25 protein-coding genes are annotated in these 20,298 nt (G+C 48.0%); 12 read left to right on the top strand and 13 right to left on the bottom strand.

The features are described from left to right. Window positions 1-129: 129 nt before the first annotated feature. The 4 genes from hslU to MF542_RS12110 all read right to left on the bottom strand — a co-directional run bounded on the left by hslU (window position 130) and on the right by MF542_RS12110 (window position 4,145). Window positions 130-1,437: an ATP-dependent protease ATPase subunit HslU gene (gene hslU, locus MF542_RS12125; protein WP_247019786.1), complete on the bottom strand. Its 1,308-nt coding sequence runs from the start codon at window positions 1,435-1,437 to the stop codon at window positions 130-132. A 14-nt stretch (window positions 1,438-1,451) separates the two neighbouring features. Beyond that, a complete protein-coding gene (hslV, locus tag MF542_RS12120) occupies window positions 1,452-2,021 on the bottom strand; it encodes an ATP-dependent protease subunit HslV (protein ID WP_247019784.1) in 570 nt (189 codons plus the stop codon). Window positions 2,022-2,144: 123 nt separating this feature from the next. Then, window positions 2,145-3,113, bottom strand: coding sequence for a DUF2268 domain-containing putative Zn-dependent protease (locus MF542_RS12115; RefSeq protein ID WP_247019781.1), 969 nt, complete (start codon window positions 3,111-3,113; stop codon window positions 2,145-2,147). Between the two features lie 66 nt (window positions 3,114-3,179). Next, on the bottom strand, window positions 3,180-4,145 hold the full coding sequence (locus MF542_RS12110) for a DUF2268 domain-containing putative Zn-dependent protease (RefSeq protein ID WP_247019779.1): 966 nt from the start codon (window positions 4,143-4,145) through the stop codon (window positions 3,180-3,182). Between the two features lie 240 nt (window positions 4,146-4,385). On the opposite strand from MF542_RS12110, the gene hisB reads away from it, so the two are divergent. The 6 genes from hisB (at window position 4,386) to MF542_RS12080 (ending at window position 8,281) form a co-directional block, all read left to right on the top strand. Next, window positions 4,386-4,985 (top strand): imidazoleglycerol-phosphate dehydratase HisB, encoded by a 600-nt coding sequence (gene hisB, locus MF542_RS12105; RefSeq protein WP_247019777.1) that lies wholly within the window; start codon window positions 4,386-4,388, stop codon window positions 4,983-4,985. Between the two features lie 23 nt (window positions 4,986-5,008). Then, window positions 5,009-5,665, top strand: coding sequence for an imidazole glycerol phosphate synthase subunit HisH (gene hisH / locus MF542_RS12100; RefSeq protein ID WP_247019775.1), 657 nt, complete (start codon window positions 5,009-5,011; stop codon window positions 5,663-5,665). Further along, window positions 5,665-6,390, top strand: a complete 726-nt coding sequence (gene hisA / locus MF542_RS12095; RefSeq protein ID WP_343264888.1) for a 1-(5-phosphoribosyl)-5-[(5-phosphoribosylamino)methylideneamino]imidazole-4-carboxamide isomerase — start codon at window positions 5,665-5,667, stop codon at window positions 6,388-6,390. Before hisH ends, hisA begins: the two co-directional genes overlap by 1 nt. Next, complete coding sequence (hisF, locus tag MF542_RS12090; protein ID WP_247019771.1) at window positions 6,390-7,154, top strand: imidazole glycerol phosphate synthase subunit HisF; 765 nt, start codon at window positions 6,390-6,392, stop codon at window positions 7,152-7,154. Before hisA ends, hisF begins: the two co-directional genes overlap by 1 nt. A 2-nt stretch (window positions 7,155-7,156) precedes the next feature. Continuing rightward, complete coding sequence (locus tag MF542_RS12085; protein WP_343264887.1) at window positions 7,157-7,483, top strand: phosphoribosyl-ATP diphosphatase; 327 nt, start codon at window positions 7,157-7,159, stop codon at window positions 7,481-7,483. A 90-nt stretch (window positions 7,484-7,573) separates the two neighbouring features. Beyond that, window positions 7,574-8,281 (top strand): hypothetical protein, encoded by a 708-nt coding sequence (locus MF542_RS12080; RefSeq protein WP_247019767.1) that lies wholly within the window; start codon window positions 7,574-7,576, stop codon window positions 8,279-8,281. Between the two features lies 1 nt (window position 8,282). Here the strand turns inward: MF542_RS12080 and MF542_RS12075 are convergent, their stop codons facing one another. Further along, a complete protein-coding gene (locus MF542_RS12075; RefSeq protein ID WP_247019765.1) occupies window positions 8,283-9,032 on the bottom strand; it encodes a sulfite exporter TauE/SafE family protein in 750 nt (249 codons plus the stop codon). 110 nt (window positions 9,033-9,142) lie between these two features. Between MF542_RS12075 and MF542_RS12070 the strand changes: the two genes are divergently transcribed. Further along, on the top strand, window positions 9,143-10,135 hold the full coding sequence (locus MF542_RS12070; protein WP_247019763.1) for a M23 family metallopeptidase: 993 nt from the start codon (window positions 9,143-9,145) through the stop codon (window positions 10,133-10,135). 99 nt (window positions 10,136-10,234) lie between these two features. Further along, entirely contained in the window at window positions 10,235-11,104 is an 870-nt protein-coding gene (locus tag MF542_RS12065; RefSeq protein ID WP_247019761.1) for a hypothetical protein, read from the top strand. On the opposite strand, the gene MF542_RS12060 is transcribed toward MF542_RS12065, so the two are convergent. After that, entirely contained in the window at window positions 11,101-12,639 is a 1,539-nt protein-coding gene (locus MF542_RS12060; protein ID WP_247019759.1) for a YifB family Mg chelatase-like AAA ATPase, read from the bottom strand. The two genes, MF542_RS12065 and MF542_RS12060, sit on opposite strands and share 4 nt — an antisense overlap. 165 nt (window positions 12,640-12,804) lie before the next feature. On the opposite strand from MF542_RS12060, the gene MF542_RS12055 reads away from it, so the two are divergent. Then, window positions 12,805-13,341, top strand: coding sequence for a GNAT family N-acetyltransferase (locus MF542_RS12055; protein ID WP_247019758.1), 537 nt, complete (start codon window positions 12,805-12,807; stop codon window positions 13,339-13,341). A gap of 42 nt (window positions 13,342-13,383) precedes the next feature. Here MF542_RS12055 and MF542_RS12050 read toward each other — a convergent pair whose 3' ends face one another. From MF542_RS12050 to MF542_RS12030, 5 genes are all read right to left on the bottom strand, one after another. Beyond that, window positions 13,384-13,935, bottom strand: a complete 552-nt coding sequence (locus tag MF542_RS12050; protein ID WP_247019756.1) for a hypothetical protein — start codon at window positions 13,933-13,935, stop codon at window positions 13,384-13,386. Between the two features lie 133 nt (window positions 13,936-14,068). After that, window positions 14,069-14,437 (bottom strand): helix-turn-helix transcriptional regulator, encoded by a 369-nt coding sequence (locus MF542_RS12045; protein WP_247019754.1) that lies wholly within the window; start codon window positions 14,435-14,437, stop codon window positions 14,069-14,071. Beyond that, complete coding sequence (locus tag MF542_RS12040) at window positions 14,434-15,036, bottom strand: Smr/MutS family protein (protein WP_247019752.1); 603 nt, start codon at window positions 15,034-15,036, stop codon at window positions 14,434-14,436. Before MF542_RS12040 ends, MF542_RS12045 begins: the two co-directional genes overlap by 4 nt. Then, window positions 15,036-16,169: a murein transglycosylase A gene (gene mltA / locus MF542_RS12035; protein WP_247019750.1), complete on the bottom strand. Its 1,134-nt coding sequence runs from the start codon at window positions 16,167-16,169 to the stop codon at window positions 15,036-15,038. The genes MF542_RS12040 and mltA overlap by 1 nt, the downstream gene beginning before the upstream one ends. A 72-nt stretch (window positions 16,170-16,241) precedes the next feature. Continuing rightward, a complete protein-coding gene (locus tag MF542_RS12030; protein WP_247019749.1) occupies window positions 16,242-16,889 on the bottom strand; it encodes a Tim44/TimA family putative adaptor protein in 648 nt (215 codons plus the stop codon). A gap of 112 nt (window positions 16,890-17,001) precedes the next feature. Here MF542_RS12030 and MF542_RS12025 point away from each other — a divergent pair, with 112 nt between their 5' ends. Both MF542_RS12025 and secB read left to right on the top strand, forming a co-directional pair. After that, on the top strand, window positions 17,002-17,499 hold the full coding sequence (locus MF542_RS12025; RefSeq protein ID WP_247019747.1) for an FxsA family protein: 498 nt from the start codon (window positions 17,002-17,004) through the stop codon (window positions 17,497-17,499). Window positions 17,500-17,627: 128 nt separating this feature from the next. Then, entirely contained in the window at window positions 17,628-18,182 is a 555-nt protein-coding gene (gene secB, locus MF542_RS12020; RefSeq protein ID WP_247019745.1) for a protein-export chaperone SecB, read from the top strand. Window positions 18,183-18,427: 245 nt separating this feature from the next. Here the strand turns inward: secB and MF542_RS12015 are convergent, their stop codons facing one another. Next, window positions 18,428-18,976, bottom strand: coding sequence for a CPBP family intramembrane glutamic endopeptidase (locus MF542_RS12015; RefSeq protein WP_247019743.1), 549 nt, complete (start codon window positions 18,974-18,976; stop codon window positions 18,428-18,430). A 112-nt stretch (window positions 18,977-19,088) separates the two neighbouring features. Here MF542_RS12015 and MF542_RS12010 point away from each other — a divergent pair, with 112 nt between their 5' ends. After that, complete coding sequence (locus tag MF542_RS12010) at window positions 19,089-19,727, top strand: TetR/AcrR family transcriptional regulator (RefSeq protein ID WP_247019741.1); 639 nt, start codon at window positions 19,089-19,091, stop codon at window positions 19,725-19,727. On the opposite strand, the gene MF542_RS12005 is transcribed toward MF542_RS12010, so the two are convergent. Further along, window positions 19,724-20,287, bottom strand: coding sequence for a GDSL-type esterase/lipase family protein (locus MF542_RS12005; RefSeq protein WP_247019739.1), 564 nt, complete (start codon window positions 20,285-20,287; stop codon window positions 19,724-19,726). The genes MF542_RS12010 and MF542_RS12005 overlap by 4 nt on opposite strands. Between the last annotated feature and the right edge of the window lie 11 nt (window positions 20,288-20,298).

The following is a 20,298-nucleotide window of genomic DNA, read 5'->3' as shown; positions in this document are numbered from 1 at the left end:
TTTCCCCATATCAGAAGTGATTAATCGGTACCGCTAAAGTGGGCCTATGCCTTCAGGCTGTCAACCAAAAGCCCAAAAGAAAAGGGCGCCCACTAAGCGCCCTCCTAAAACTGGTAAAAGGAATATCCCCTAGAGAATAAACTTGGAAAGATCGCTTTCTTCCGCAACTTCACCCATGTTGGTTTTAACGAAATCAGCGTCCACCTTAATAGTGGTGCCGGAGGTATCGCTCGCAGTGAAGGAAATCTCCTCAAGTACTTTTTCAAGCACCGTATGCAAGCGGCGGGCACCAATATTTTCAACTGTCTCGTTAAAGTGAGCTGAAATGCGAGCGATTTCATCAATACCGCTATCGTCAAACTCAAGCGTTACGCCTTCAGTACCCATAAGTGCCGTATATTGGCGGATAAGGCTGTAATCAGGCTCCGTGAGAATACGTTTAAAATCAGCCTCTGTAAGATCTTCAAGCTCCACGCGGATCGGCAGACGGCCTTGAAGTTCTGGCAACAGATCGCTCGGCTTCGCGAGATGGAAAGCGCCTGACGCGATAAAGAGGATATGATCCGTTTTAATAGCACCATGCTTGGTGGAAACCGTTGTACCTTCGATAAGCGGCAGCAAGTCCCGCTGCACGCCTTCACGGCTTACATCACCACCGCGCGCATCCTGACGCGCACAGATTTTGTCTACCTCATCAAGGAAAACGATACCGTGGTTTTCAACCAGTGAAATAGCTTCACGGGTGCTGCCTTCATCATCAATCAGCTTCTCGGATTCTTCACCCATCAGCACTTCGTAAGCTTCAGAAACTGTCAGACGTTTCTTCACTTTACGGCCACCCATGGCTTTACCGAACATATCGCCAAGATTGAGCATTCCCACACTTGCGCCCGGCATACCCGGAATTTCCATCTGCGGGAATGGGTTGGCGTTATCGTCTACTTCCAGTTCGATTTCTTTTTCGGAAAGCTCACCTTCCCGCAGCATTTTACGGAATTTCTGGCGAGTTGCTTCAGTTGCTGTATCACCTACAAGCGCATCAAGAACCCGGTCTTCGGCGTGCAGTTCAGCTTTTGCAGCAACTTCTTTCTTTTTCTTTTCCTTCACCATCAGGATAGCGGATTCAATAAGATCACGGATGATCTGCTCCACATCACGGCCCACATAACCCACTTCTGTGAATTTGGTCGCTTCAACCTTGATGAAGGGCGCTTCCGCAAGCTTCGCTAGGCGGCGAGAAATTTCCGTTTTACCAACACCTGTCGGGCCTACCATCAGAATATTCTTTGGCAGAACTTCCTCACGCATACCTTCTTCAAGTTGCTGGCGGCGCCAACGGTTACGAAGCGCTACAGCCACAGCTTTCTTGGCATCTTTCTGCCCGATAATGAAACGGTCCAGTTCAGATACGATTTCACGCGGTGAAAAACTTGTCATGACAAAACTCCTAACTATTCAGCGGCTTCGATATCCATTGTTTCCACAACGATGTTTTCGTTTGTGTAAACACAGATATCCGCTGCAATTTTCATAGCTTTACGCGCGATTTCTTCAGATGTCATATCCTGATCATAGAGCGCAAGCGCCGCAGCTTGGGCAAAATTACCGCCAGAGCCGATAGCTACAACACCGTGTTCAGGCTCAAGCACATCACCATTACCTGTAACAACCAGGCTTGTACTTTGGTCTACAACAATCATCATTGCCTGAAGCTGGCGCAGGTATTTATCTGTACGCCAATCTTTCGCAAGCTCCACACACGCGCGAGCAAGTTGGCCCGGATGGCGCTCCAGCTTGGCCTCCAACCTTTCAAAAAGTGTGAAAGCATCAGCGGTTGCGCCTGCGAAACCCGCAATCACCTTACCGCCAGCCAAGTGGCGTACTTTGCGCGCATTGGCTTTCATTACTGTATCACCAACAGAAACCTGGCCATCACCTGCGATAACAACCTTATCGCCTTTTCTTACGCTACAAATTGTGGTGGCATGCCATGTAGGAAGCTTATCGTTGAACTGTGTCATTAAAAGACGTGTCCTTATTCTTATTTCTTTTCACAGCCTCATATATGCACAGGCTAAGCGAGGAACAAGCTGGAAAACGCTTTTTTCCCTCTGGTACCGCTAGATTTCAGCATTTTTCGAGCCTCAACGATCGAGATAACCGCTTTTTTGCAGTACTTCCTGCGGGTTTCGGAGATAAAGTAGATCTTTGAGCGCTTCCTCTTTGTCTTCCGCCTGATCGAAATAACGTGTCCAGATTTCCCGGCCAACCCAATAGCCTAGTTCACCCGGCCAGCCTTCATCCGGCGCGCCTTTAGAGTTTCTGACCCAGCGGAAACGCGGGGAGCCTTTAGCGGAAATCTCATCAGGTGCCATCTTCTGAACTTTCAATCGGTCGTTTAGGAACTCACGGCGCACATAATCGTAACGCTGCCGTGCCCAGCTATCTCTCGAGGGTTGCCGTATGGTACCCGTTACCAGCCAGGCGATATAATCAGCCCCACCTTCTGCAAGGATGTTATAGAGCAGATAATCTGCGTTAATCAGCTCCATATCCCGGGGGATTTTTTGAAGGGTATGCACGGTTTCATGGGCGAACACATGCCTGAAATGATTCCTGATTTCTTCATCCGTTTTACTAATACGGCAGATAGCTTCAAGCCCCATCACCTGAGCGCCTTGACCAGCAGTGCCGCCCGAGTTGTTGCTGCCAAACACGACATAAACTTCAGGTAACTTAGGGCTTTCAAGCAACCCTGTAAGCCCCAAGTAAACACTTCTAAGCGTGCTGTTCATTTCTTTGGCTATCGGCAAACAAACCTCTATACCTCGTCGGTATAGCTCAGGATTATTGGCAATCTGCTCCGCCATATATTCGGCATTTCTGATCCGGTTTTTAGTAAAAACCTTCACACCGTGGGAAGCCGGGTCCAGATACTGTTTCTGAATTTGTTCAGCCGTTGGCCTGCCATTTGTTGCTTCAAAAAGTGCTGCAAACCGGTCCGCATCCTCGGTATTCACTCTGGCATCAAGCGGCTTCACACCTTCCGCAGCCACATTACCCGTTACACTACAAAACACAGCCACGCTTGCTGCCAATAAAAATATCCGCATGGAATCCCCCCCAATTATTACAAGATGCTGGCACCGAACATAGTGCCAGCCTAGCCTTTCAGGCATTTATTTACCAAAATATACGCTTGAGATATGCGCGGGATCAATATTGTCCAGATCAAGCAACTGTTTCAAAACGGCAGCTTTATCTTCTGCCTGATTGAAATAATCAGTCCATATCTGGCGGCCAACCCAGTAACCAAGCTCACCTGGCCAGCCCTCATCAGGTGCACTAGTGCTGTTCCGCACCCACCGGTAGAGCGGCGAACCCGCTTTCTGAATTTCTTCGGTCGTCATTCCCTTGGCTTTTTCCAAGTCTTTCAGGAATTCAGCTTTGATGTAATCTTCGCGTTCAACGGCCCATTCATCACGAGCTTTCTCAGGAGGCTGCCCTGTTACCAGAGACGCAACAAAATCTGCTCCTCCTTCAGCAAGAACGGCTAGTATCAGATAGTCCTCACCCCGTTCCGGGAATTGGCTAGGGAAGTTTTGCAGGGTATGCACGGTCTCGTGAGCAAAGAAGCTGCGGAAGATACCTCTGATATCTTCTTCATCTTTCCCAATACGGCATATTACCTCAAGGCCAAGAACTTGTGCGCCCGGCCCTGCGGTACCGCCAGAATTACCACCTCCAAAAAGAACAAACAGTTCAGGGAGTTCTGGACTATTCAGCAAACCATTCAATCCGAGATATACACTTCTCAGTTCCGCTGTCATATCTTTAGCAATTGGCAGGCACACATCAATGGCTCTGCGGTAACTATCTGGGTTAGCGGCAATCTTCTGAGCCAGATTTTCAGCATTTACAATACGCCCCGGCGTGAATACCTGCACCCCCTTTGATCCCAGCTCCAGATACCCTTTCAAGAGATCTTCGGCCGTTGGCTTGCCGCCCGTGCGTTCAAACACGGCTACAAAACGGTCCGCATCCTCTGAATTTACCTTCGCTGAAAGGGCATCAACACCCTGTGCAAAAGCGTTCCCGCTTAAGCAGGTTGCAGCCAAGCATGCTGCTGCTATTAGATTTTTCATATATTCCTCGCTGGCCATATATTATTATTGTTATCTACTACATCTAAGGTCTTCCTGCCTGCAAACAACTGCTGCAGACATGAATTTCTTTCGCCGTAATTCGCCCTATCTTCAAGATTTGTTTATGATGGCAGCAAAAGAAATTGCTCGTTTACGAAGGCAATTAACAGTATTAGCATTGCATCCGGCCTTTATGGTCGCCCGTATATAGGCAGAATTCTGCACTGAAGGAGTGAAAAAATGCGCACAGCATCTGTGGCAAGAAAAACCAATGAGACAGACATCACCATCGAGCTGAACCTTGATGGCACTGGTGTGTATGATGTCCATACAGGCATTGGTTTCCTTGATCATATGCTCGAGCAGCTCTCAAGGCATTCACTGATGGACCTTAAGGTCCGCACAGAAGGTGATCTGCATATCGACGGTCACCATACAACAGAAGATACCGGTATTGCGATCGGTACGGCGGTGAAGAAAGCCCTTGGCGATATGAAAGGCATTACTCGCTATGCCACTGCTTATATCCCGATGGATGAAACGCTTTCCCGTGCTGCCATGGATATTTCCGGCAGGCCGTTCCTTGTTTGGAATGTGGATTTCCGCCGCGATAAAATTGGTGAGATGGACACAGAACTTTTTGAAGAGTTCTTCCGTGCTTTCGCGTTCGCCGCTGGCATGACCCTGCACGTGGAAAATCTATACGGCACAAATAACCACCATATTATTGAAAGCTGCTTCAAAGCGGTTGCCCGCGCTCTGCGTGAAGCGACAACCATTGATCCGCGCAAAGCCGATGCCGTGCCTTCTACCAAAGGTACGCTGGGCGGTAGCCTCTAACCCCGCAGCCGGAGATTTTTAAAATGAGTGAAACCGCCGCTATCATCGATTACGGCTCGGGTAACCTGCGCTCTGCTGAAAAAGCACTGGCACGGGCCGCAAAGGAAGCAGGGCTCAACACCAACGTAATCGTAACAGACAGCCCGGAAGCTGTTCTGAAAGCTGACCGCATTATCCTGCCTGGCGTTGGTGCCTTTGCTGATTGTCGCAGAGGCCTTCTGGCAATTGACGGCCTGAAAGATGCTATCCGCGAACAGGTTCGTGAAAATGGGAAACCTTTCCTTGGTATCTGCGTGGGCATGCAGTTAATGGCTGAAGAAGGCCATGAGCACGGCATCCATAAAGGGATGGGCTGGGTGAACGGTACAGTAAAACCAATGCAGCCCACTGACACAAACCTGAAAATTCCGCACATGGGCTGGAACGAAGTTTCAGTAACAGAAGCTGGTAAAGCGCATCCGGTGGCAAGCGTGCTGAACGCTGATGATCATGCTTATTTCGTGCACAGCTTCCATATGGAACTGGCTGACGAGAACGCGCTTCTTGCTACCACCCAGTATGGTGGGCAGGTAACAGCCATTGTCGGCAAAGATAATATGATCGGAACCCAGTTCCACCCTGAGAAAAGCCAGACAGTTGGCCTCAAATTCCTCAAAGCCTTTTTGGAGTGGCAACCATGATTACCCTTTATCCTGCAATTGACCTTAAGGACGGTAACTGCGTGCGCCTTTATAAAGGGGCCATGGAAGAAGCCACTGTTTTTAATGATGATCCAGCGGCACAAGCGAAACAGTTTGTAGATGCTGGCTGCAAGTGGCTGCACCTTGTAGACCTGAACGGCGCCTTCGCAGGCGAACCTGTGAACGCGGCAGCTGTAGAAGCTATCTTGAAAGCCACCAATGTTCCAACACAGCTTGGCGGCGGTATTCGCGATATCGCAACCATGGAACGCTGGCTGGATGCGGGCCTTTCTCGCCTTATCCTAGGTACACTGGCTGTGAAAGACCCGGCTCTGGTAAAAGAAGCCTGTAAGCTATTCCCCGGTAAAATCGCTGTTGGGATTGACGCCAAAGCAGGCATGGTTGCTGTTGAAGGCTGGGCGGAAGTAAGTACGCTTGAAGTAACCACACTCGCAAAGAAATTCGAAGATGCAGGCGTTGCCGCCATTATCCACACTGATATTGACCGGGACGGCACACTAACAGGTGTGAACGCGGAAGCTTCTTCTGAGCTTGCAGACGCTGTTTCCATTCCGGTTATCGCGTCAGGTGGTGTGAAAGACCTGGATGATATCCGCCGTGTCGCGGATGCTGGCAATCTGGAAGGCGTGATCACTGGCCGCGCGATCTATGATGGCGGTATGGACCTGAAAGCCGCGCTTAAAATTTCTGCGGGAGAGGCGTAATGCTTAAATCCCGTATTATTCCGTGCCTTGATGTGAAGGACGGTCGCGTTGTGAAAGGCGTAAATTTCGTTGATCTGATCGACGCTGGCGACCCTGTGGAACAAGCCCGTGTTTATGACGGAATGGGCGCAGATGAGCTGACCTTCCTTGATATTACTGCTTCAAGCGACCGCAGGGATATCCTCCTTGATGTAGTGCAGCGCACAGCGGAAGAATGCTTTATGCCCCTTACAGTAGGCGGCGGTGTCCGCACAGAAGAAGACGTTCGCAAGCTTTTGCTCGCTGGTGCTGATAAGGTTTCTCTGATGACAGCTGCGGTAAACAATCCTGCTGTAATTGGTGAACTTTCCACCAAATTTGGCGCCCAGTGTATTGTGGTTGCTGTTGACGCCAAAAAGGTTGGGCACGAGAAATGGGAGGTGTTCACCCACGGTGGCCGCACGCCGACAGGGCTTGATGCTGTTGAATATGCAAAGGAAGCCGCGCGCCTCGGTGCTGGCGAAATCCTCCTGACCAGCATGGACAGAGACGGCACCCGTGAAGGCTTTGACCTTGATCTGACGCGGAAGATATCAGACAGCGTGAATGTGCCTGTTATTGCATCAGGGGGCGTAGGCAATCTTGACCATTTGGTTGACGGTGTTAAAGAAGGACATGCATCGGCAGTTCTTGCAGCTTCCATTTTCCACTTCGGCGAATATACAATCGCGGAAGCCAAAGCACATATGAAAGCTGGCGGCATTGCAGTGCGGGAGACAATCTAATGATGAAGGCAGATTGGCAAACCTTGGAACAGTTGGAACTCTTACTTGAAGAGCGCAAAAACGCTGACCCTGACCACAGCTATGTAGCCAAGCTTTACAAAAAGGGCGACAAGAAAATCGCTCAGAAGGTGGGTGAAGAAGCTGTTGAAACCGCTATGGCTGTAGCGGCAGGAGACGATGCTGAGCTTATCAAAGAATCCGCAGACCTACTCTTTCATCTGATGATCCTTCTCAAAGCACGCGGCAAAGGCCTTGCGCACGTAACGGCGGAACTAGAACGCCGCGAAGGTCTCTCCGGCCTTGTTGAGAAAGCAAACCGCCTGAAATAAGGAGTGTCATCGCTCCTTAATTATCATTCGTGATTTTTCTAATTTACTGTACACTCCCTCATCACTGCGTAAACGCAAATGGGGGAAGGTATGGGGGATAATCGGCAGCCTCTTGATCCTGAAGGGAAAATTTATGACCCTGAAGGATATGAAAACGTCCAAAATACCCGAACAATCATAAACATCGCTTCTGGTGTTGGATTCTTTATTTTCTTATTAGTATTCATAGGCTCCGTCTCATCAGATGGTGGTCCAGGCGCCGGTTTGGTAGCGTTATTTTTCATTTTAATGGCCGGTGGATTAGTATGTCATTTTGCTGACAAGGAAGCGATGGAACAGCATCTAACCGCCGTTGCTGAAGCAAAAGCCCAACAAAACGATGAAGTTCAAGCTGCTGCAGAAGGTGCTCACGTTGCCGCTGAGGCGGTACATGACCGTATTGAAGAATTGGAAAAAACAATGGCCGAGATATCAAATGCCGCTATTAAAACCGGCGACATCATCATTAACGGGGAAAATGCTGCTGTTGTTGTCGGCTCTGGTTCCATAGAAATTATCAACGGTAAAAAAGAAAATAACCCTGAACTTGCAGCTGCTTTAAGCGTGGTATTAGGTCATATTGAAAATAGTAAAAATGAAGCCGCCGCTGAGGTGTTTGATCGCTTTACAAAAGAAATTAACAAACCAGAACCGGATAAAGTTGTAACCAAATCTCTTTGGGATTCTATTGTTGCGATATCCCCAGCGATCAAAGAACTTGCCGGAGTTACAGCAGCAATCACAAAGCTTTTTGTATAGCCTAAAGGCCAGTAACACCTACATAAAGTAGGCGTAACGCAAGAAGCGTAAGCACCAGATTGAGGAGTTTTGTGAAAAGCTCCTCACTTGTTTTCAGAAGTAAATGCCTTCCTGCTAACGTACCCAGCAGTCCCGAGCCAATAATCATGGCGAGAAGCGGGATATAAGGCCCAAAAGCAAAACCAAGCAATCCAAAAATTACCAGCTTCAGGCTGTGCTGCACCACCATGCCTGCAGACATGGTTGCCACCTGTGTTTCCCGCTTGAACCCTTGCGGTTTGAAAAGTGCCGCTACAAACGGACCAGTAGCCCCAACGAACATGGTAAGCAGGGTAGAGAGTGTGCCGCCAATGCCGACCGCATATCTGGATGATGCTTTCGCTGACGGCTTCGGACCCCAGGTGGCATAGAGAATAAACGCCGCCAGAATAATCTGTAGGATGCCTGCTTCGATAGAGACAACCAGTTGCCCACCAATCGCCGCACCAACAAGGCTACCAATAAGGAAATATCCTATCACCCGGAAATCAATATGCTTCCGCATTAGTGTAGAACGGCTGATGTTTGAGCCGAGCTGCGCTACGCCGTGCACAGGCACAATATGAGGCGCTGGCAGAATTTGCGCCATCACCGCCAGAAGCGTTACCCCGCCTCCAAGGCCAATCGCTGCTGACAGGAAAGAGGTGAAGAAACTGCTTACAATTAAAATACCCGCATCAAATAAACTTAAAAACTCAGGTATTAACTGCATAAAATTGCCTCATTATTCACATGCTATTCATGAGTGAAACTCTATAACGCTTGCTATAACGCTATAGATTGCTAGTTGTATATAGCGCCACATACAAATGGAATCCATAGATGCGACTGATATTTGCTTTAGCCACTTTTCTTAGTTCGACACCAGTATTTGCACAGGAACAAGCCTCTTTCCCGGAACTATCATTTCCCCTGAAATGTGAACTGGGAGAAAACTGCTGGATCGCACGCTATGTAGACCGGGCACCGGGTACAGAACGCGCTGATTACACCTGCGGTGACCGCAGCCAACATAATCATAAAGGCACTGACTTCACATTGGCAAACCTTGGTGAAATGGCAAAAGGTATAGCCGTGCTTGCAGCAGCAGACGGTGTGGTTGATGTTACCCGTGACGGCATCAAAGATGAATTTGCCAACAAATCTAACCATGCTGAAAAAACCAAGGTAGGGCTCGGCAATGTTGTTGGCATAAAGCACGCTGGCGGCATGATCAGTTATTATGGCCACATGAAAGAAGGCAGCATCCTCGTAAAAAAAGGGGATGCAGTGAAAGCCGGCCAAAAGATTGGTGAGGTAGGCCTGTCTGGGCTTACTGGTTACCCACATATGCATTTTGCCCTGAGACAAAGCAACATTTGGTATGACCCGTTTGACAAAAAACCAATGCAGGCTAGTTGTTCGGTTGCCAGCTCTGAGAGCGCATGGATAAATAAGCTTAATTATACAGGTTTAACGCTTTTGCCTGCCTCTTTTTCGACTGAGGTTTTAACATCTGAAAGCCAATGGGAAACACCACAAACACAAATTTCTAAGGACACTAAATTACTGTTTCTCAACGGCCGCACCTTTGGCACGTTAAAGGGTGATAAATGGCTTCTGAAAATCAGGCGACCTGATGGTTCTGTCGCTAAGGAATACACCAAATCCATAGAGAAAAACCAACAAAACCACCGCCGCTATATCGGTATGCGTCGGCCCGCGGGCGGTTTTATGCCTGGCATATGGACCGGGGAAATCCTCATCATCCGCCAGGCAAAAGACGGTACAATTGAAAAATTTGAAGATACGGTACAAGTGGAACTGGTTGGATAGAAAAACAATCTACTAATACTTGTTTTTCACACTTATTTTATTAGCCAGCACTGGCTAAAAAATCATAGCCTTCTTGGTGGTAAACGAGGGGGAAATAAAATGATTAGAATACTTATTATTTGCATATTGGTTTGGTGCTCATTTCCAGCACAAGCCAACGATACAGCCCTTAAACTTATAGAAAAGGTTAAATCAAAAGCCACCAATCCGGATACTATAGATTTATCACCTTTGAAATTTGATGTTCAAAACAAAAGCCTGAGAATTGAGCTTTACGATTGGGCTGCGGACGCCACCAATAATCAAACCAGTCTTCTCAAAGGCCTTCAACATGAAAGCCATCCTACATATTGCCAGAAAGCTAGTTACACCAAAAGGCTGATAAACCACCTTCGTTTACTAGGGAACTCTGAAACAGCAGAAGCCTATCAGGCTAATAAAAAAATGGCGCAAGAAGCCATTGCTCTAACGCTTGAAGAAATGAAAAAGCACTCAGAAGAAATTGCAGCATCAGCTAATAATAAGATAACAAAAGAAGTAGCTTACCGTTGGTCTATGGGGCAGTTAAGCAAAGGCAAGTCGCAGTTTCTGTTTCAACTGGGCCTTGATGAAAAGCTGAATGAAGCCACTTGGTATTACGTGCAGGATCAGATGAAAATGGTAATGTGTGAGTACGATCTGGAAACAGCAAATTGGTTAACCAATTTATTAAACAAAGAAGATTGGTTAAACCGTACTGAGTATAGTGAAGAAACTGATGACCGTTTAGCAGAGCTGGTATCCTGGCACTATGATCATGATTTTGTTGAAGCAATAAGCTGGCGCATGGAAAGGCTTTCTCTTTCCGGTAAAACATCCACGGAAAACCTTGCGCTTGTGAAACAACACCTATCCTTCACTAATGCGCAAACAACTGCAATCCTTGAACAATTCGGGCAGAACGTCGGTGCATTCTTTATGTGTCATTAAACAGCTGCCTTATGCCCAATATGCGGATCCATACGGCGGTAAGAAAGTGCTTCAGCAATATGAGCGTTTTGAATAGCTTCACTACCAGCAAGATCAGCGATAGTGCGGGATACCCGAAGCACACGGTGATACCCTCGGGCTGATAACCTTAACTGCCCTACCGCTCTTTCAAGCAGCGCTTTGCCTTCAGCATCAGGTGTCGCAATTTTTTCCAGAAGCTTACCATCCGCATGAGCATTACATGTAGGTGGCCGTTCCCCCTCTATATGGGCAAATCGCTCCAACTGCACCTGACGTGCCGCGGCAACCCGTTCAGCGACGTCCACTGAACTCTCAGAAGAAGGTGGTAAAGTAAGATCGTTCGCGGAAACCGCAGGTACATCAATAAACAGGTCCATACGATCATAAAGAGGGCCAGATATTTTTGATTGGTAATCAAGAGCACACCGAGGCGCACGGGAACACGCCAGTCCCGCATCATCCAGATATCCACACCTGCAAGGATTCATAGCTGCCACCAACTGGAAACGCGCAGGGTAGGTTACATGAGCCTGTGCACGAGCAATTACGGCTTCACCACTTTCAATAGGCTGCCTTAGTGCTTCAAGTGTGGAGCGGTTAAATTCAGGTAGTTCATCAAGGAAAAGCACACCACCATTAGCCAGCGACACTTCCCCCGGCATTGCTTTAGCACCACCGCCAATAAGCGCTGGTTGGCTGGCACTGTGATGAGGGGCACGAAATGGGCGAGCGCGGTTAATCCGGCCTTCCGTTAGCATCCCGGAGACAGACATCACCATGCTGGTCTCCAGTGCCTCTTCTGGTGTCATTGGTGGAAGAATAGAAGGCAGCCGTGAGGCCAACATAGATTTACCAGAACCCGGAGGCCCAACCATAAGGAGCGTATGCCCGCCAGCTGCTGAAATTTCGAGCGCTCGTTTTGCTGCTTCCTGACCTTTGATATCTGAAAGGTCCAGTTGTTCACTGGCTTCTTCCACCATTTTTGGCTCTGGGGTTTGCAGTATCTGTGTACCGCGCAAGTGGTTAATAAGGGCTAGTAAGTGGGGGGCCGCGATAATATCACTACCGCCTGCCCATGCGGCTTCAGCTCCACTCGCCTTTGAGCAAATAAATGGTGCCTCAAGACTGTTGGCAAAAATAGCCGCAGGCAACACACCCGCCACAGGCCTTATGCTGGCATCAAGCCCAAGTTCCCCCATCACAACAGCATCTGCAACACTATCAGTATCAACCACCTTCATAGCCATAAGAAGTGCCAGGATGATAGGTAAATCAAAGTGGCTGCCTACCTTTGGCATATCCGCAGGGGACAAGTTCACAGTGATCCGTTCCGCAGGCAAGGCCATACCAATAGCAGCAAGTGCTGCCCGCACCCGTTCCCTGGCCTCGTTCACGGCTTTATCGGGCAAACCAACAATCGTGAAAGTAGGTAAGCCGCTTGAAATCTGAACCTGCACTTCTACAGGCTTTGCTGCTATGCCTTCAAAGGCAACTGTTTGAACAATGGCAACCATAACCCCTCACCGAATCACTCTTAATAAGAGTATTTAACAGCCATAACATAAACCACACCCTAAGTGAACAAATCATGAACGAAAGAATAAGTTAAAACCATAAAAAGGAATGCTACTTTGCAGGAAACTGGTCACTCAGGCATTGTTTCCCTAAAGGAGACATATATGAACGCCCATATCAGAGATATTGAGCCAAAAGACTTTCAGCTGGTTCTTGATTATTTCCTGAAAGCTACGGATGCTCATCTGCTGAAAATGGGTGTTGATAAATCGAAACTGCCCAAGCAAGAAGAGTGGCTTGATTTACTCATGACTGACTATCAACGGCCTTCCTCAGAAAAGCAGGCTCATTACCTTATGTGGGAGCTGGATGGCACCCCTATCGGCCATTCAAGCATTAACAAGCTTACATACGGAGAAGAGGGGTATATCCACCTTCATGTATGGAACCCCTTAAGCCGAAAATCTGGGCTAGGCAGCTATTTTATCAGCGAAAGTATCAGCCGCTATTTCGAGCAGTTCAACCTGAAACAGATACGCTGCGAGCCTAACGCACAAAATGAAAGCCCCAACAAAACACTGGCCAAGACTGGTTTTGAATTTACAGGCAGCCGAGAGACCATTCCCGGATGGATTAATTTCCACCAGAAAGTAAATAGCTGGCTGCTTAGCAAGGAAAAATGGAAGCCCGAAACCGATTAGCTTTGGCGGCCTGCACTTGGGAAGCAAGCCGCCGCCAGTTACCTAGAAAATCCCCATCTCGAGACGGCTTTCACCAAGCAGACGGTAACTGGTTTTTTCCATATCACTCACCGCTTTCACCGTGACATAATAGTTGTGGCCATTCCCACCCGAACACGGCGGCATATATGCCCCTTCTTTATCCCACCCTTTGCCTCGATGTTTTTCAACAAGGAAAAAACCTTCCGGCAATTCAAACGTATGTCCCTCAATAGAGGGTACAGTGATGCTGTATGTATTTGCTTCGGTAAGTGTATAACCAATCTTGCCATGCCCTCCATGATCATTAGGGCGGTAATTATGATCACTATACTCAAAAATCAGTACATCTGTTCCTTTCGGAATATCCCGCACCTCGATCCGAGGCGTTCGCCCACTACCGCCAAACTTCAAACACTGCTGGCCTTCGGGCACTTTCTTTCCGTCCCAACCCGGATCAGAAAGAGTTAGGGTAAGAGCAGCAATTTTAGGGACTTCACTCCCAGTATAGGCCAGAGCGCTACCTGAGATACAAAGCGTCAAGATTGCTGTCGCTGTCGCAGTAAACTTGTTCATGGATTTTCTTCCGTATTTATTCAAATGACATACGGAAACATCTGTATTTTCCAAGCCGTGACAACCAGCCTATCGATGAAGTGGGGCATGATGCGGTGAAATGGATATTCCTACGACAAGGCGGACAGTTTCGTTACTGGCCGCGGCTTGGACGTTCACCAAGAAGAGCAAGTAATTGATCAAGCGCACGACTATCAAGGCGCCCAATACGCTGGGAAAGTAGATTAGCGGCACGTGTTGCTCTGGGATCAAGGCCCGCCGTATCGATGGTTACTTTTGGTTTTGAGAGATGTGCCAAATCAGTTAGTTCCTCTGCATCATCCCAGATAAGCTCGAAATACTGGATAATCTTCTGAATAAAAGCCCAGGAAGGCGCGCCACGTTTACCGTGTTCAAGCGCTGAAAGATAAGCAGGTGTTACCCCAAGATCAGCAGCCATCTCTGCCTGCTTCACACCTTTTTTCGCCCTGAGCTCTCGCATTTTCACACCAAACGGAGTCATGTCTTCTTCCGCGCAAACCGTTTACGAAGCAACACATAGAGAGCACCATCGCCACCATGATGCTTTGCAGCAGGCCCAAAGCTTTCAACAAATGGCCGCATTTCATGACCTCGAAGCCATTCCGGAACTACTTGCTTTAAGATACCACCATGCTGGTCGAAATCGTCTCGCGTTCGGTATGCTGTGGGTGTATCCGGTGCAAGCTGGGCAAACCGTTTACCGCCCTTGCCCGTTACCACAAGAAGCACTTTATCGCCGCGCCTGATACCGCCCTCAATTGCAGAACGGAGCACACCATAGGCCTGTTCTTTATTCAAGCCGTGGAGATCAATAGAACGATCAACATCTTTGTTGCCTGTCGCAATCTTTCGCTGAGTGCGTTTTTCGACAAAGTTGTTTGGTACCGGGGCATTGTGGCGCCGCCATTCATCAGGAATAGGGGCTGCATCTTCCTTGCGCCGTACCATGGTTCTTGGTTTCATTTCAGGCGCATTCGGACGTTCCTTAAGGGGCGTTATGGTTTTAGCAACCTGCTCCCACAAGGCTTTGTCCTGCTCAGAAAGCGGATTCTTCTTTTTCTTGTCGCCCATTGGCGGCATCAATCCTGCTCCAGCAGTTTATCTGCAAGTTTGTTAGGAAGCAGTAACCAGTAGCGCCCACGATTTGCCATACGACCTGCGATTTCTTCTGCATCATCACCAAATCCCCAGAAAACATCACCGCGGATTTCACCACTGATAGCACCGCCTGTATCCTGCGCCACCATAAGTCGGTTGAGCGGCACCTCTGCAACAGTGGGATCAGTTGGATCAGGGTGTGAAGCGGATAGCCACACAGGCGCATGAAGCGGCAGATGTTTGCGGTCTACAGCCAGTGACCGGCCCGGCGTTAACACAACATTTGCTGAACCATAAGGTCCATCACCATTCTTTAGTGGGCGGAAAAACACAAAAGATGGATCGGTTTTCAAAACATCCATCATTTGATCAGAGTTGTCTGCGAGCCACTGCCTGATCGCCTGACCAGACATATCCTTACGGGCAATTGCACCCATTTCTATAAGGCGGCGACCAATAAGCCGGTTCGCATGACCGTTTTGCGCAGCATACCCAATACCGTAAAAGCTGCCGTCTGGCATTAATACACGACCAGAACCCTGCACATGAAGAAAATAGGCATCCACCGCACTATCCACCCACAGGATTTCAAGCCCACGATCACCAAGCGCACCTTCTTCAATATTTTTCCGACTGGAATAAGGCTCAAGCCTGCCATTCTTAACAGACCCTGCGATACGCTGGCCTTTAAGACTGGGGCGGAATTTACCAAGATCCACCATAACCAGCTCAGGTGGTCGACTATAAAGCGGTACATTAAAGCGCTCTGTTTCCTGAAGACTGCCTTTCAAAAGGGCTTCATAGTAGCCCGTGAACACCCCATCAGGGTTGCTGCCTGCGGAAACAGAAAGCGGCGTAAAATGTGTGGTTAACACCTGTTCAAGCGAAGCTCTGTCGGTAACTGTTTCAACTGCATTACACGCCTCTCGCCAATCACCATAAGTACCACCAATAGACGCCCCCGGCATACGGCGACCTACTGGAATAATCTTGATTTTCTCACAGCTTTTCAGAAGTGCAGGTAATGCCTCCATCAGCGCATCATTCTGCCATCCGGGGAGATCAGCAAAGGCCGCGCGGCTGAAATTGAGGCCCTCTGGCTTTCTTTCAAGCATAAAAAGCGCCGCCAACAGGGGCAGCGCTAGAATGACAAGAATCAAAATAAATAGGTTTAGCGTCCGCATGATCTACCCTGCGCGTGTAGCGACCAGTGTCCAGCGAGGGTCTCGCGATTTCACGTTGCGAGAAAAGGTCCAGCTATCATTCATTTCAACAACGTCGCTTACATCGCCTTCAATAACATTACCGTCTTTATCACGGGTAACAGCTACAATTTCAGATTTAAATTGAACGGTAAGTTCCGCCACTTTGTTAGCAAGTTCAGCAGCCACGACCTTAGTACTATCAATATCAACAATGCGGTTCTCAAGGGTTAGTTCACCCGCTTCACGAGATGTAATCGCTGCTTCAAACTGCCCATAAACGGAATCATCAAGGAAATTCCTTAGTGTTTCACGGTCCCCGGCCCAAAAAGCTTCAAGGATCATACCATAAGCTTGTTGCGCACCATCAAGGAACTGGTTCACATCAAAACTACTATCCTGACGGCGAATATCCATAAATGTATGACGAAGAGCAGGATCACCTTCTAGATCAACAACGGTGTTCTCATTTTGCACTGGTTCAGCATCATAGGTGCTATTTTGCTGTCCCATAGAGCCACCGTTCGCAGCCGGAGGCGGAAAACGATCCTGTTCAGAATGTTCACCCAGCTTGGAACGCAATCTCAACAATATGAAGGCCGCAACCATTGCAAGCAGAATTATATCCATCATAGCTTTACACGCACTCTTTCATTCGATTTTTGTATATTTACATACGCTGCCTATTGAACCTGGACCAGATTCATCCTTTATAAATAAGAGGAATCGAACGAAAGAACAAGAAATGGCGTTAATCATATTACTTTTTGTTATCAGTATCCCGGTAATAGAGCTGAGTGTGCTCATTGATGTAGGTGGCGAAATCGGCGCTTTCTCTACTGTTCTTCTCTGCCTTTTAACTGCGGCAGTAGGCCTTTCTATTGTTCGGTTCCAGGGTATGCAGGTGTTTGCAAACATGCAATCTGCTTCACGGGAAGGTAAGCCGGTTGGTGAAAACCTGATCCACGGTTTCTTCCTGCTCATTGCAGGCTTGTTTCTGCTCATCCCGGGTTTTGTAACGGATACACTAGGTGCCTTACTTCTTATCCCACCACTGCGCCTACTACTTGGGAAAGCGGGGCTCGCGCACGTGGTAGTTCGCTCAAGCACACATACATCACACACCCGCAGAGACAACACAGTTGTTGATGGTGAATACTGGGAAGAACAGAGCGAGAAAGAAGATAGCCACGTTCAGATCATCACTCAGCATGATTTTGATAAAAATCCAGATAAAAAATAGAGAATCCTAGGCCTTTGGCGCATTTCCATGTTGTTCGAGGCCTAAAACCATGCTAGCCGTTTTCCCCAGATACGCCTGTCCGTTTTGTCTCGGGGGGCGGGAGACAAAAAACATTAAGAGTTATTACAATGGCTGAAGAACATAAAAACGAACAAACACCAGTAGGTGGCGCGGCTGATACAGCACCACAAGCAGGTGTTCTGGCACAATATATTCGCGATCTTTCTTTTGAAAATCCAAATGCTCCAGCAAGCCTTCAAGCTGCTGCGACTACAAAGCCAGCAATTGATGTAAATGTTAACGTTGGTGTTCGCCAAGTTAACGAAGAAGTTTTTGAAGTAGATCTAAAGATCACTGCTAAAGCTACACACAAAACAGAAACAGGCGAAGAGCATGTAGCATTCGTTGTAGAGCTTTCTTACGGTTCTATGTTCGGTATGCGCAACATCCCTGAAGAGCACGCTAAGCCATTCCTGCTTATCCAGGCTCCTACACTGATGTTCCCATTTGCTCGTCGCATTATTGCAGATGCTACTCGTGACGGTGGTTTCCCGCCACTGCTTCTCGAGCCAATCAACTTCGAAGCTCTTTACCGTGCACAACTTGCACAGGAAGCGCAAAACGCTGACGCGGCCCCAGCTGCGGAAGGCGGCGAAGAACCTGCGCCAATCAATCTTAACTAAGATTGTAGCGCACAAACTTTCCGAAATGTACCAGCCTCAGAGACGCAAGTCTTTGAGGCTGGTTCTTTTTTAAGCCTGTGAGATTAAGCGCTGGCTTTGTTATTTACGAGCCTGCAGATAAGATTACTGTTCAGGTCCACAGCGATATGCAAGATAATCGCAGGTAAAAGTGAGCCCGACAGAATTGTTATAAGGGTTAAGGCTGCCCCTGTTAGCACAACACCCATCAATGCCTTGGATATACCCTAATAAGCATGCGCTGCCACAAAAGACACCAGCGATAGTACCGCAGCAACCCAAATAGGCATCACAAGGCTTAGCGCCCAGATAATATACCCCCTGAAGATAATCTCTTCCGTAATCCCTGCCGTGATAGAAACCAGATTAAAACGGTTATATTCAGTTTCATTCCTCGGCATAAACCTGCGGATACCCTCGCTGCCAGTAAAAGTGGCCTCGACATCAGCCATTGCCTCCGGTGATTTCAAGAGATGTAGATGCTGCATAACCATCACCACAAGCAGTATAACCGTGACACCAAGGCCTATCAGCACAGATTGACTAAAGGAAAAGTGCAAACCTATAGCAGCGAACGGGATATTAGACACAAACAGGCCAGCAAGAACGATCGCAGTCATACTCCAAAGAAAAATCATCACATCCTTATAGGACATTAAGCGCGCATCAGCGTTACCCGCCTCCAGATTTCGTTCAAACCGCCTATCAAGCCACAAACTGATAAGAGGAATACCCACTGCGGTAACCAATAGTACGAGAAGAATGAGTGCTGTCATAACCCGGGCCTTTCTTTTTGATGCCTGTTACTCATAATAAAGTGTTGTTTTTATTCATATTTCACTTTATAATGTAAATGTAATTTACTTTTACATATATGGATTTCTATCAATGAGTCAAGGTGTTCGCAAAACCCATCAAACCCGTTCTCGGCTAACTCGTGATAAGCTTTTGAATGCGCTTGAAAAATTACTTAAGGAAAAAGATTTTGCTGACATCACAACAGCGGAGATCGCAAAAGAAGCTGGGGTTTCCGCTGCCTCAATCTATCGCCGATTCGATAAAAAACAGGGTTTTATTCAGGTACTGTTTGATCTTTATATCGCGCGCATTGAAGAATGGTCAGCCTCCCCTGAAGCACGCCCGAACCTTGATGGTGTAACGCTAAAAGGCGCACTGGAACAAATTGCCCTCGTTGCATGGGACCAATTAACAGACCAGCGCCATATTATGCGCGCTGTAGCCCTTCACGGCAGACAACACCTATCGCTCGTAAGCGAAAGCGCAGCACGTTTTGAAGCAATGACCCTCGCCAGTATGGAAACTGTACTGAACCTTTACAGGGAAGAAGTAAAACGGCCTGATTTGAAACGAACAGCAAAAATGCTCGCCTATTTCCTCAACAACATCTTTATTGAACGCTGCATGTTCGAAGGCCAGCTTGCGGCTTTCAGTAATGATCTATCAAAAGAGGAGTTTTGTCGGGAAGTCGCTCTGTTTGGCTACGGTTACCTGATCCTTGAAGACTAAACCTTCAGGAAATCCTGCCACACCGAATGCTCAGTGATGAGCTTTGCCGCTTCTGCATACCCACCCGTACCCGGATGAGCACCATCACCAGCTAGTGCTTCACTATGCCAAGCCTTAGCACCTTTCATCGCTTCAAAGATGTTTACATAAGGCACTTTATTCATCTTCGCTACCACGCTTAGCTGCCGCGCGGTGTCTGCAATGCATTTGGTAGCAATTTCATTTTCAGCAATTGGGAACGGGCTGATAAAAAGCGTAGGCGCCATACGGGACGCTGCCATCATAATAGCTTTAGCATTCTTCAGCCGCTCAACTTTGCCCACCCGCACACGGCGGTGTTCATTAAGAAGACAGTCATTAGCACCAAAACAAAACACCAGCTTATCAGCACCTACTGCAGCCTCTTTCCAGCGCTCGGTGATATCATCGCTGGTATCACCCTGCACGCCCGCATTCTTATAAGAAACACCAGCTTCCTCACACACGCGGCCAACCCAGCCTTTATCTTCGCTGTCGCCAACACCAAGAGTGAAGCTATCGCCAATGAATGTGATGGTCATGAAATATCCTT

Source organism: Kordiimonas laminariae, assembly GCF_023008165.1.
In the GTDB taxonomy this organism is placed as follows: Bacteria; Pseudomonadota; Alphaproteobacteria; order Sphingomonadales; family Kordiimonadaceae; genus Kordiimonas; species Kordiimonas laminariae.
The sequence above is the reverse complement of the archived record's forward strand: the minus strand, read 5'-3'. Positions and strand labels throughout refer to the sequence as shown.

What these genes read in the sequence shown, in the direction of transcription:
- hslU (WP_247019786.1), bottom strand. Translation starts at nt 1,437, where the DNA reads ATGACAAGTTTTTCACCGCGTGAAATCGTATCTGAACTGGACCGTTTC.
- hslV (WP_247019784.1), bottom strand. Translation starts at nt 2,021, where the DNA reads ATGACACAGTTCAACGATAAGCTTCCTACATGGCATGCCACCACAATT.
- MF542_RS12115 (WP_247019781.1), bottom strand. Translation starts at nt 3,113, where the DNA reads ATGCGGATATTTTTATTGGCAGCAAGCGTGGCTGTGTTTTGTAGTGTA.
- MF542_RS12110 (WP_247019779.1), bottom strand. Translation starts at nt 4,145, where the DNA reads ATGAAAAATCTAATAGCAGCAGCATGCTTGGCTGCAACCTGCTTAAGC.
- hisB (WP_247019777.1), top strand. Translation starts at nt 4,386, where the DNA reads ATGCGCACAGCATCTGTGGCAAGAAAAACCAATGAGACAGACATCACC.
- hisH (WP_247019775.1), top strand. Translation starts at nt 5,009, where the DNA reads ATGAGTGAAACCGCCGCTATCATCGATTACGGCTCGGGTAACCTGCGC.
- hisF (WP_247019771.1), top strand. Translation starts at nt 6,390, where the DNA reads ATGCTTAAATCCCGTATTATTCCGTGCCTTGATGTGAAGGACGGTCGC.
- MF542_RS12085 (WP_343264887.1), top strand. Translation starts at nt 7,157, where the DNA reads ATGAAGGCAGATTGGCAAACCTTGGAACAGTTGGAACTCTTACTTGAA.
- MF542_RS12080 (WP_247019767.1), top strand. Translation starts at nt 7,574, where the DNA reads ATGGGGGATAATCGGCAGCCTCTTGATCCTGAAGGGAAAATTTATGAC.
- MF542_RS12075 (WP_247019765.1), bottom strand. Translation starts at nt 9,032, where the DNA reads ATGCAGTTAATACCTGAGTTTTTAAGTTTATTTGATGCGGGTATTTTA.
- MF542_RS12070 (WP_247019763.1), top strand. Translation starts at nt 9,143, where the DNA reads ATGCGACTGATATTTGCTTTAGCCACTTTTCTTAGTTCGACACCAGTA.
- MF542_RS12065 (WP_247019761.1), top strand. Translation starts at nt 10,235, where the DNA reads ATGATTAGAATACTTATTATTTGCATATTGGTTTGGTGCTCATTTCCA.
- MF542_RS12060 (WP_247019759.1), bottom strand. Translation starts at nt 12,639, where the DNA reads ATGGTTGCCATTGTTCAAACAGTTGCCTTTGAAGGCATAGCAGCAAAG.
- MF542_RS12055 (WP_247019758.1), top strand. Translation starts at nt 12,805, where the DNA reads ATGAACGCCCATATCAGAGATATTGAGCCAAAAGACTTTCAGCTGGTT.
- MF542_RS12050 (WP_247019756.1), bottom strand. Translation starts at nt 13,935, where the DNA reads ATGAACAAGTTTACTGCGACAGCGACAGCAATCTTGACGCTTTGTATC.
- MF542_RS12045 (WP_247019754.1), bottom strand. Translation starts at nt 14,437, where the DNA reads ATGACTCCGTTTGGTGTGAAAATGCGAGAGCTCAGGGCGAAAAAAGGT.
- MF542_RS12040 (WP_247019752.1), bottom strand. Translation starts at nt 15,036, where the DNA reads ATGCCGCCAATGGGCGACAAGAAAAAGAAGAATCCGCTTTCTGAGCAG.
- mltA (WP_247019750.1), bottom strand. Translation starts at nt 16,169, where the DNA reads ATGCTTGAAAGAAAGCCAGAGGGCCTCAATTTCAGCCGCGCGGCCTTT.
- MF542_RS12030 (WP_247019749.1), bottom strand. Translation starts at nt 16,889, where the DNA reads ATGATGGATATAATTCTGCTTGCAATGGTTGCGGCCTTCATATTGTTG.
- MF542_RS12025 (WP_247019747.1), top strand. Translation starts at nt 17,002, where the DNA reads ATGGCGTTAATCATATTACTTTTTGTTATCAGTATCCCGGTAATAGAG.
- secB (WP_247019745.1), top strand. Translation starts at nt 17,628, where the DNA reads ATGGCTGAAGAACATAAAAACGAACAAACACCAGTAGGTGGCGCGGCT.
- MF542_RS12015 (WP_247019743.1), bottom strand. Translation starts at nt 18,976, where the DNA reads ATGACAGCACTCATTCTTCTCGTACTATTGGTTACCGCAGTGGGTATT.
- MF542_RS12010 (WP_247019741.1), top strand. Translation starts at nt 19,089, where the DNA reads ATGAGTCAAGGTGTTCGCAAAACCCATCAAACCCGTTCTCGGCTAACT.
- MF542_RS12005 (WP_247019739.1), bottom strand. Translation starts at nt 20,287, where the DNA reads ATGACCATCACATTCATTGGCGATAGCTTCACTCTTGGTGTTGGCGAC.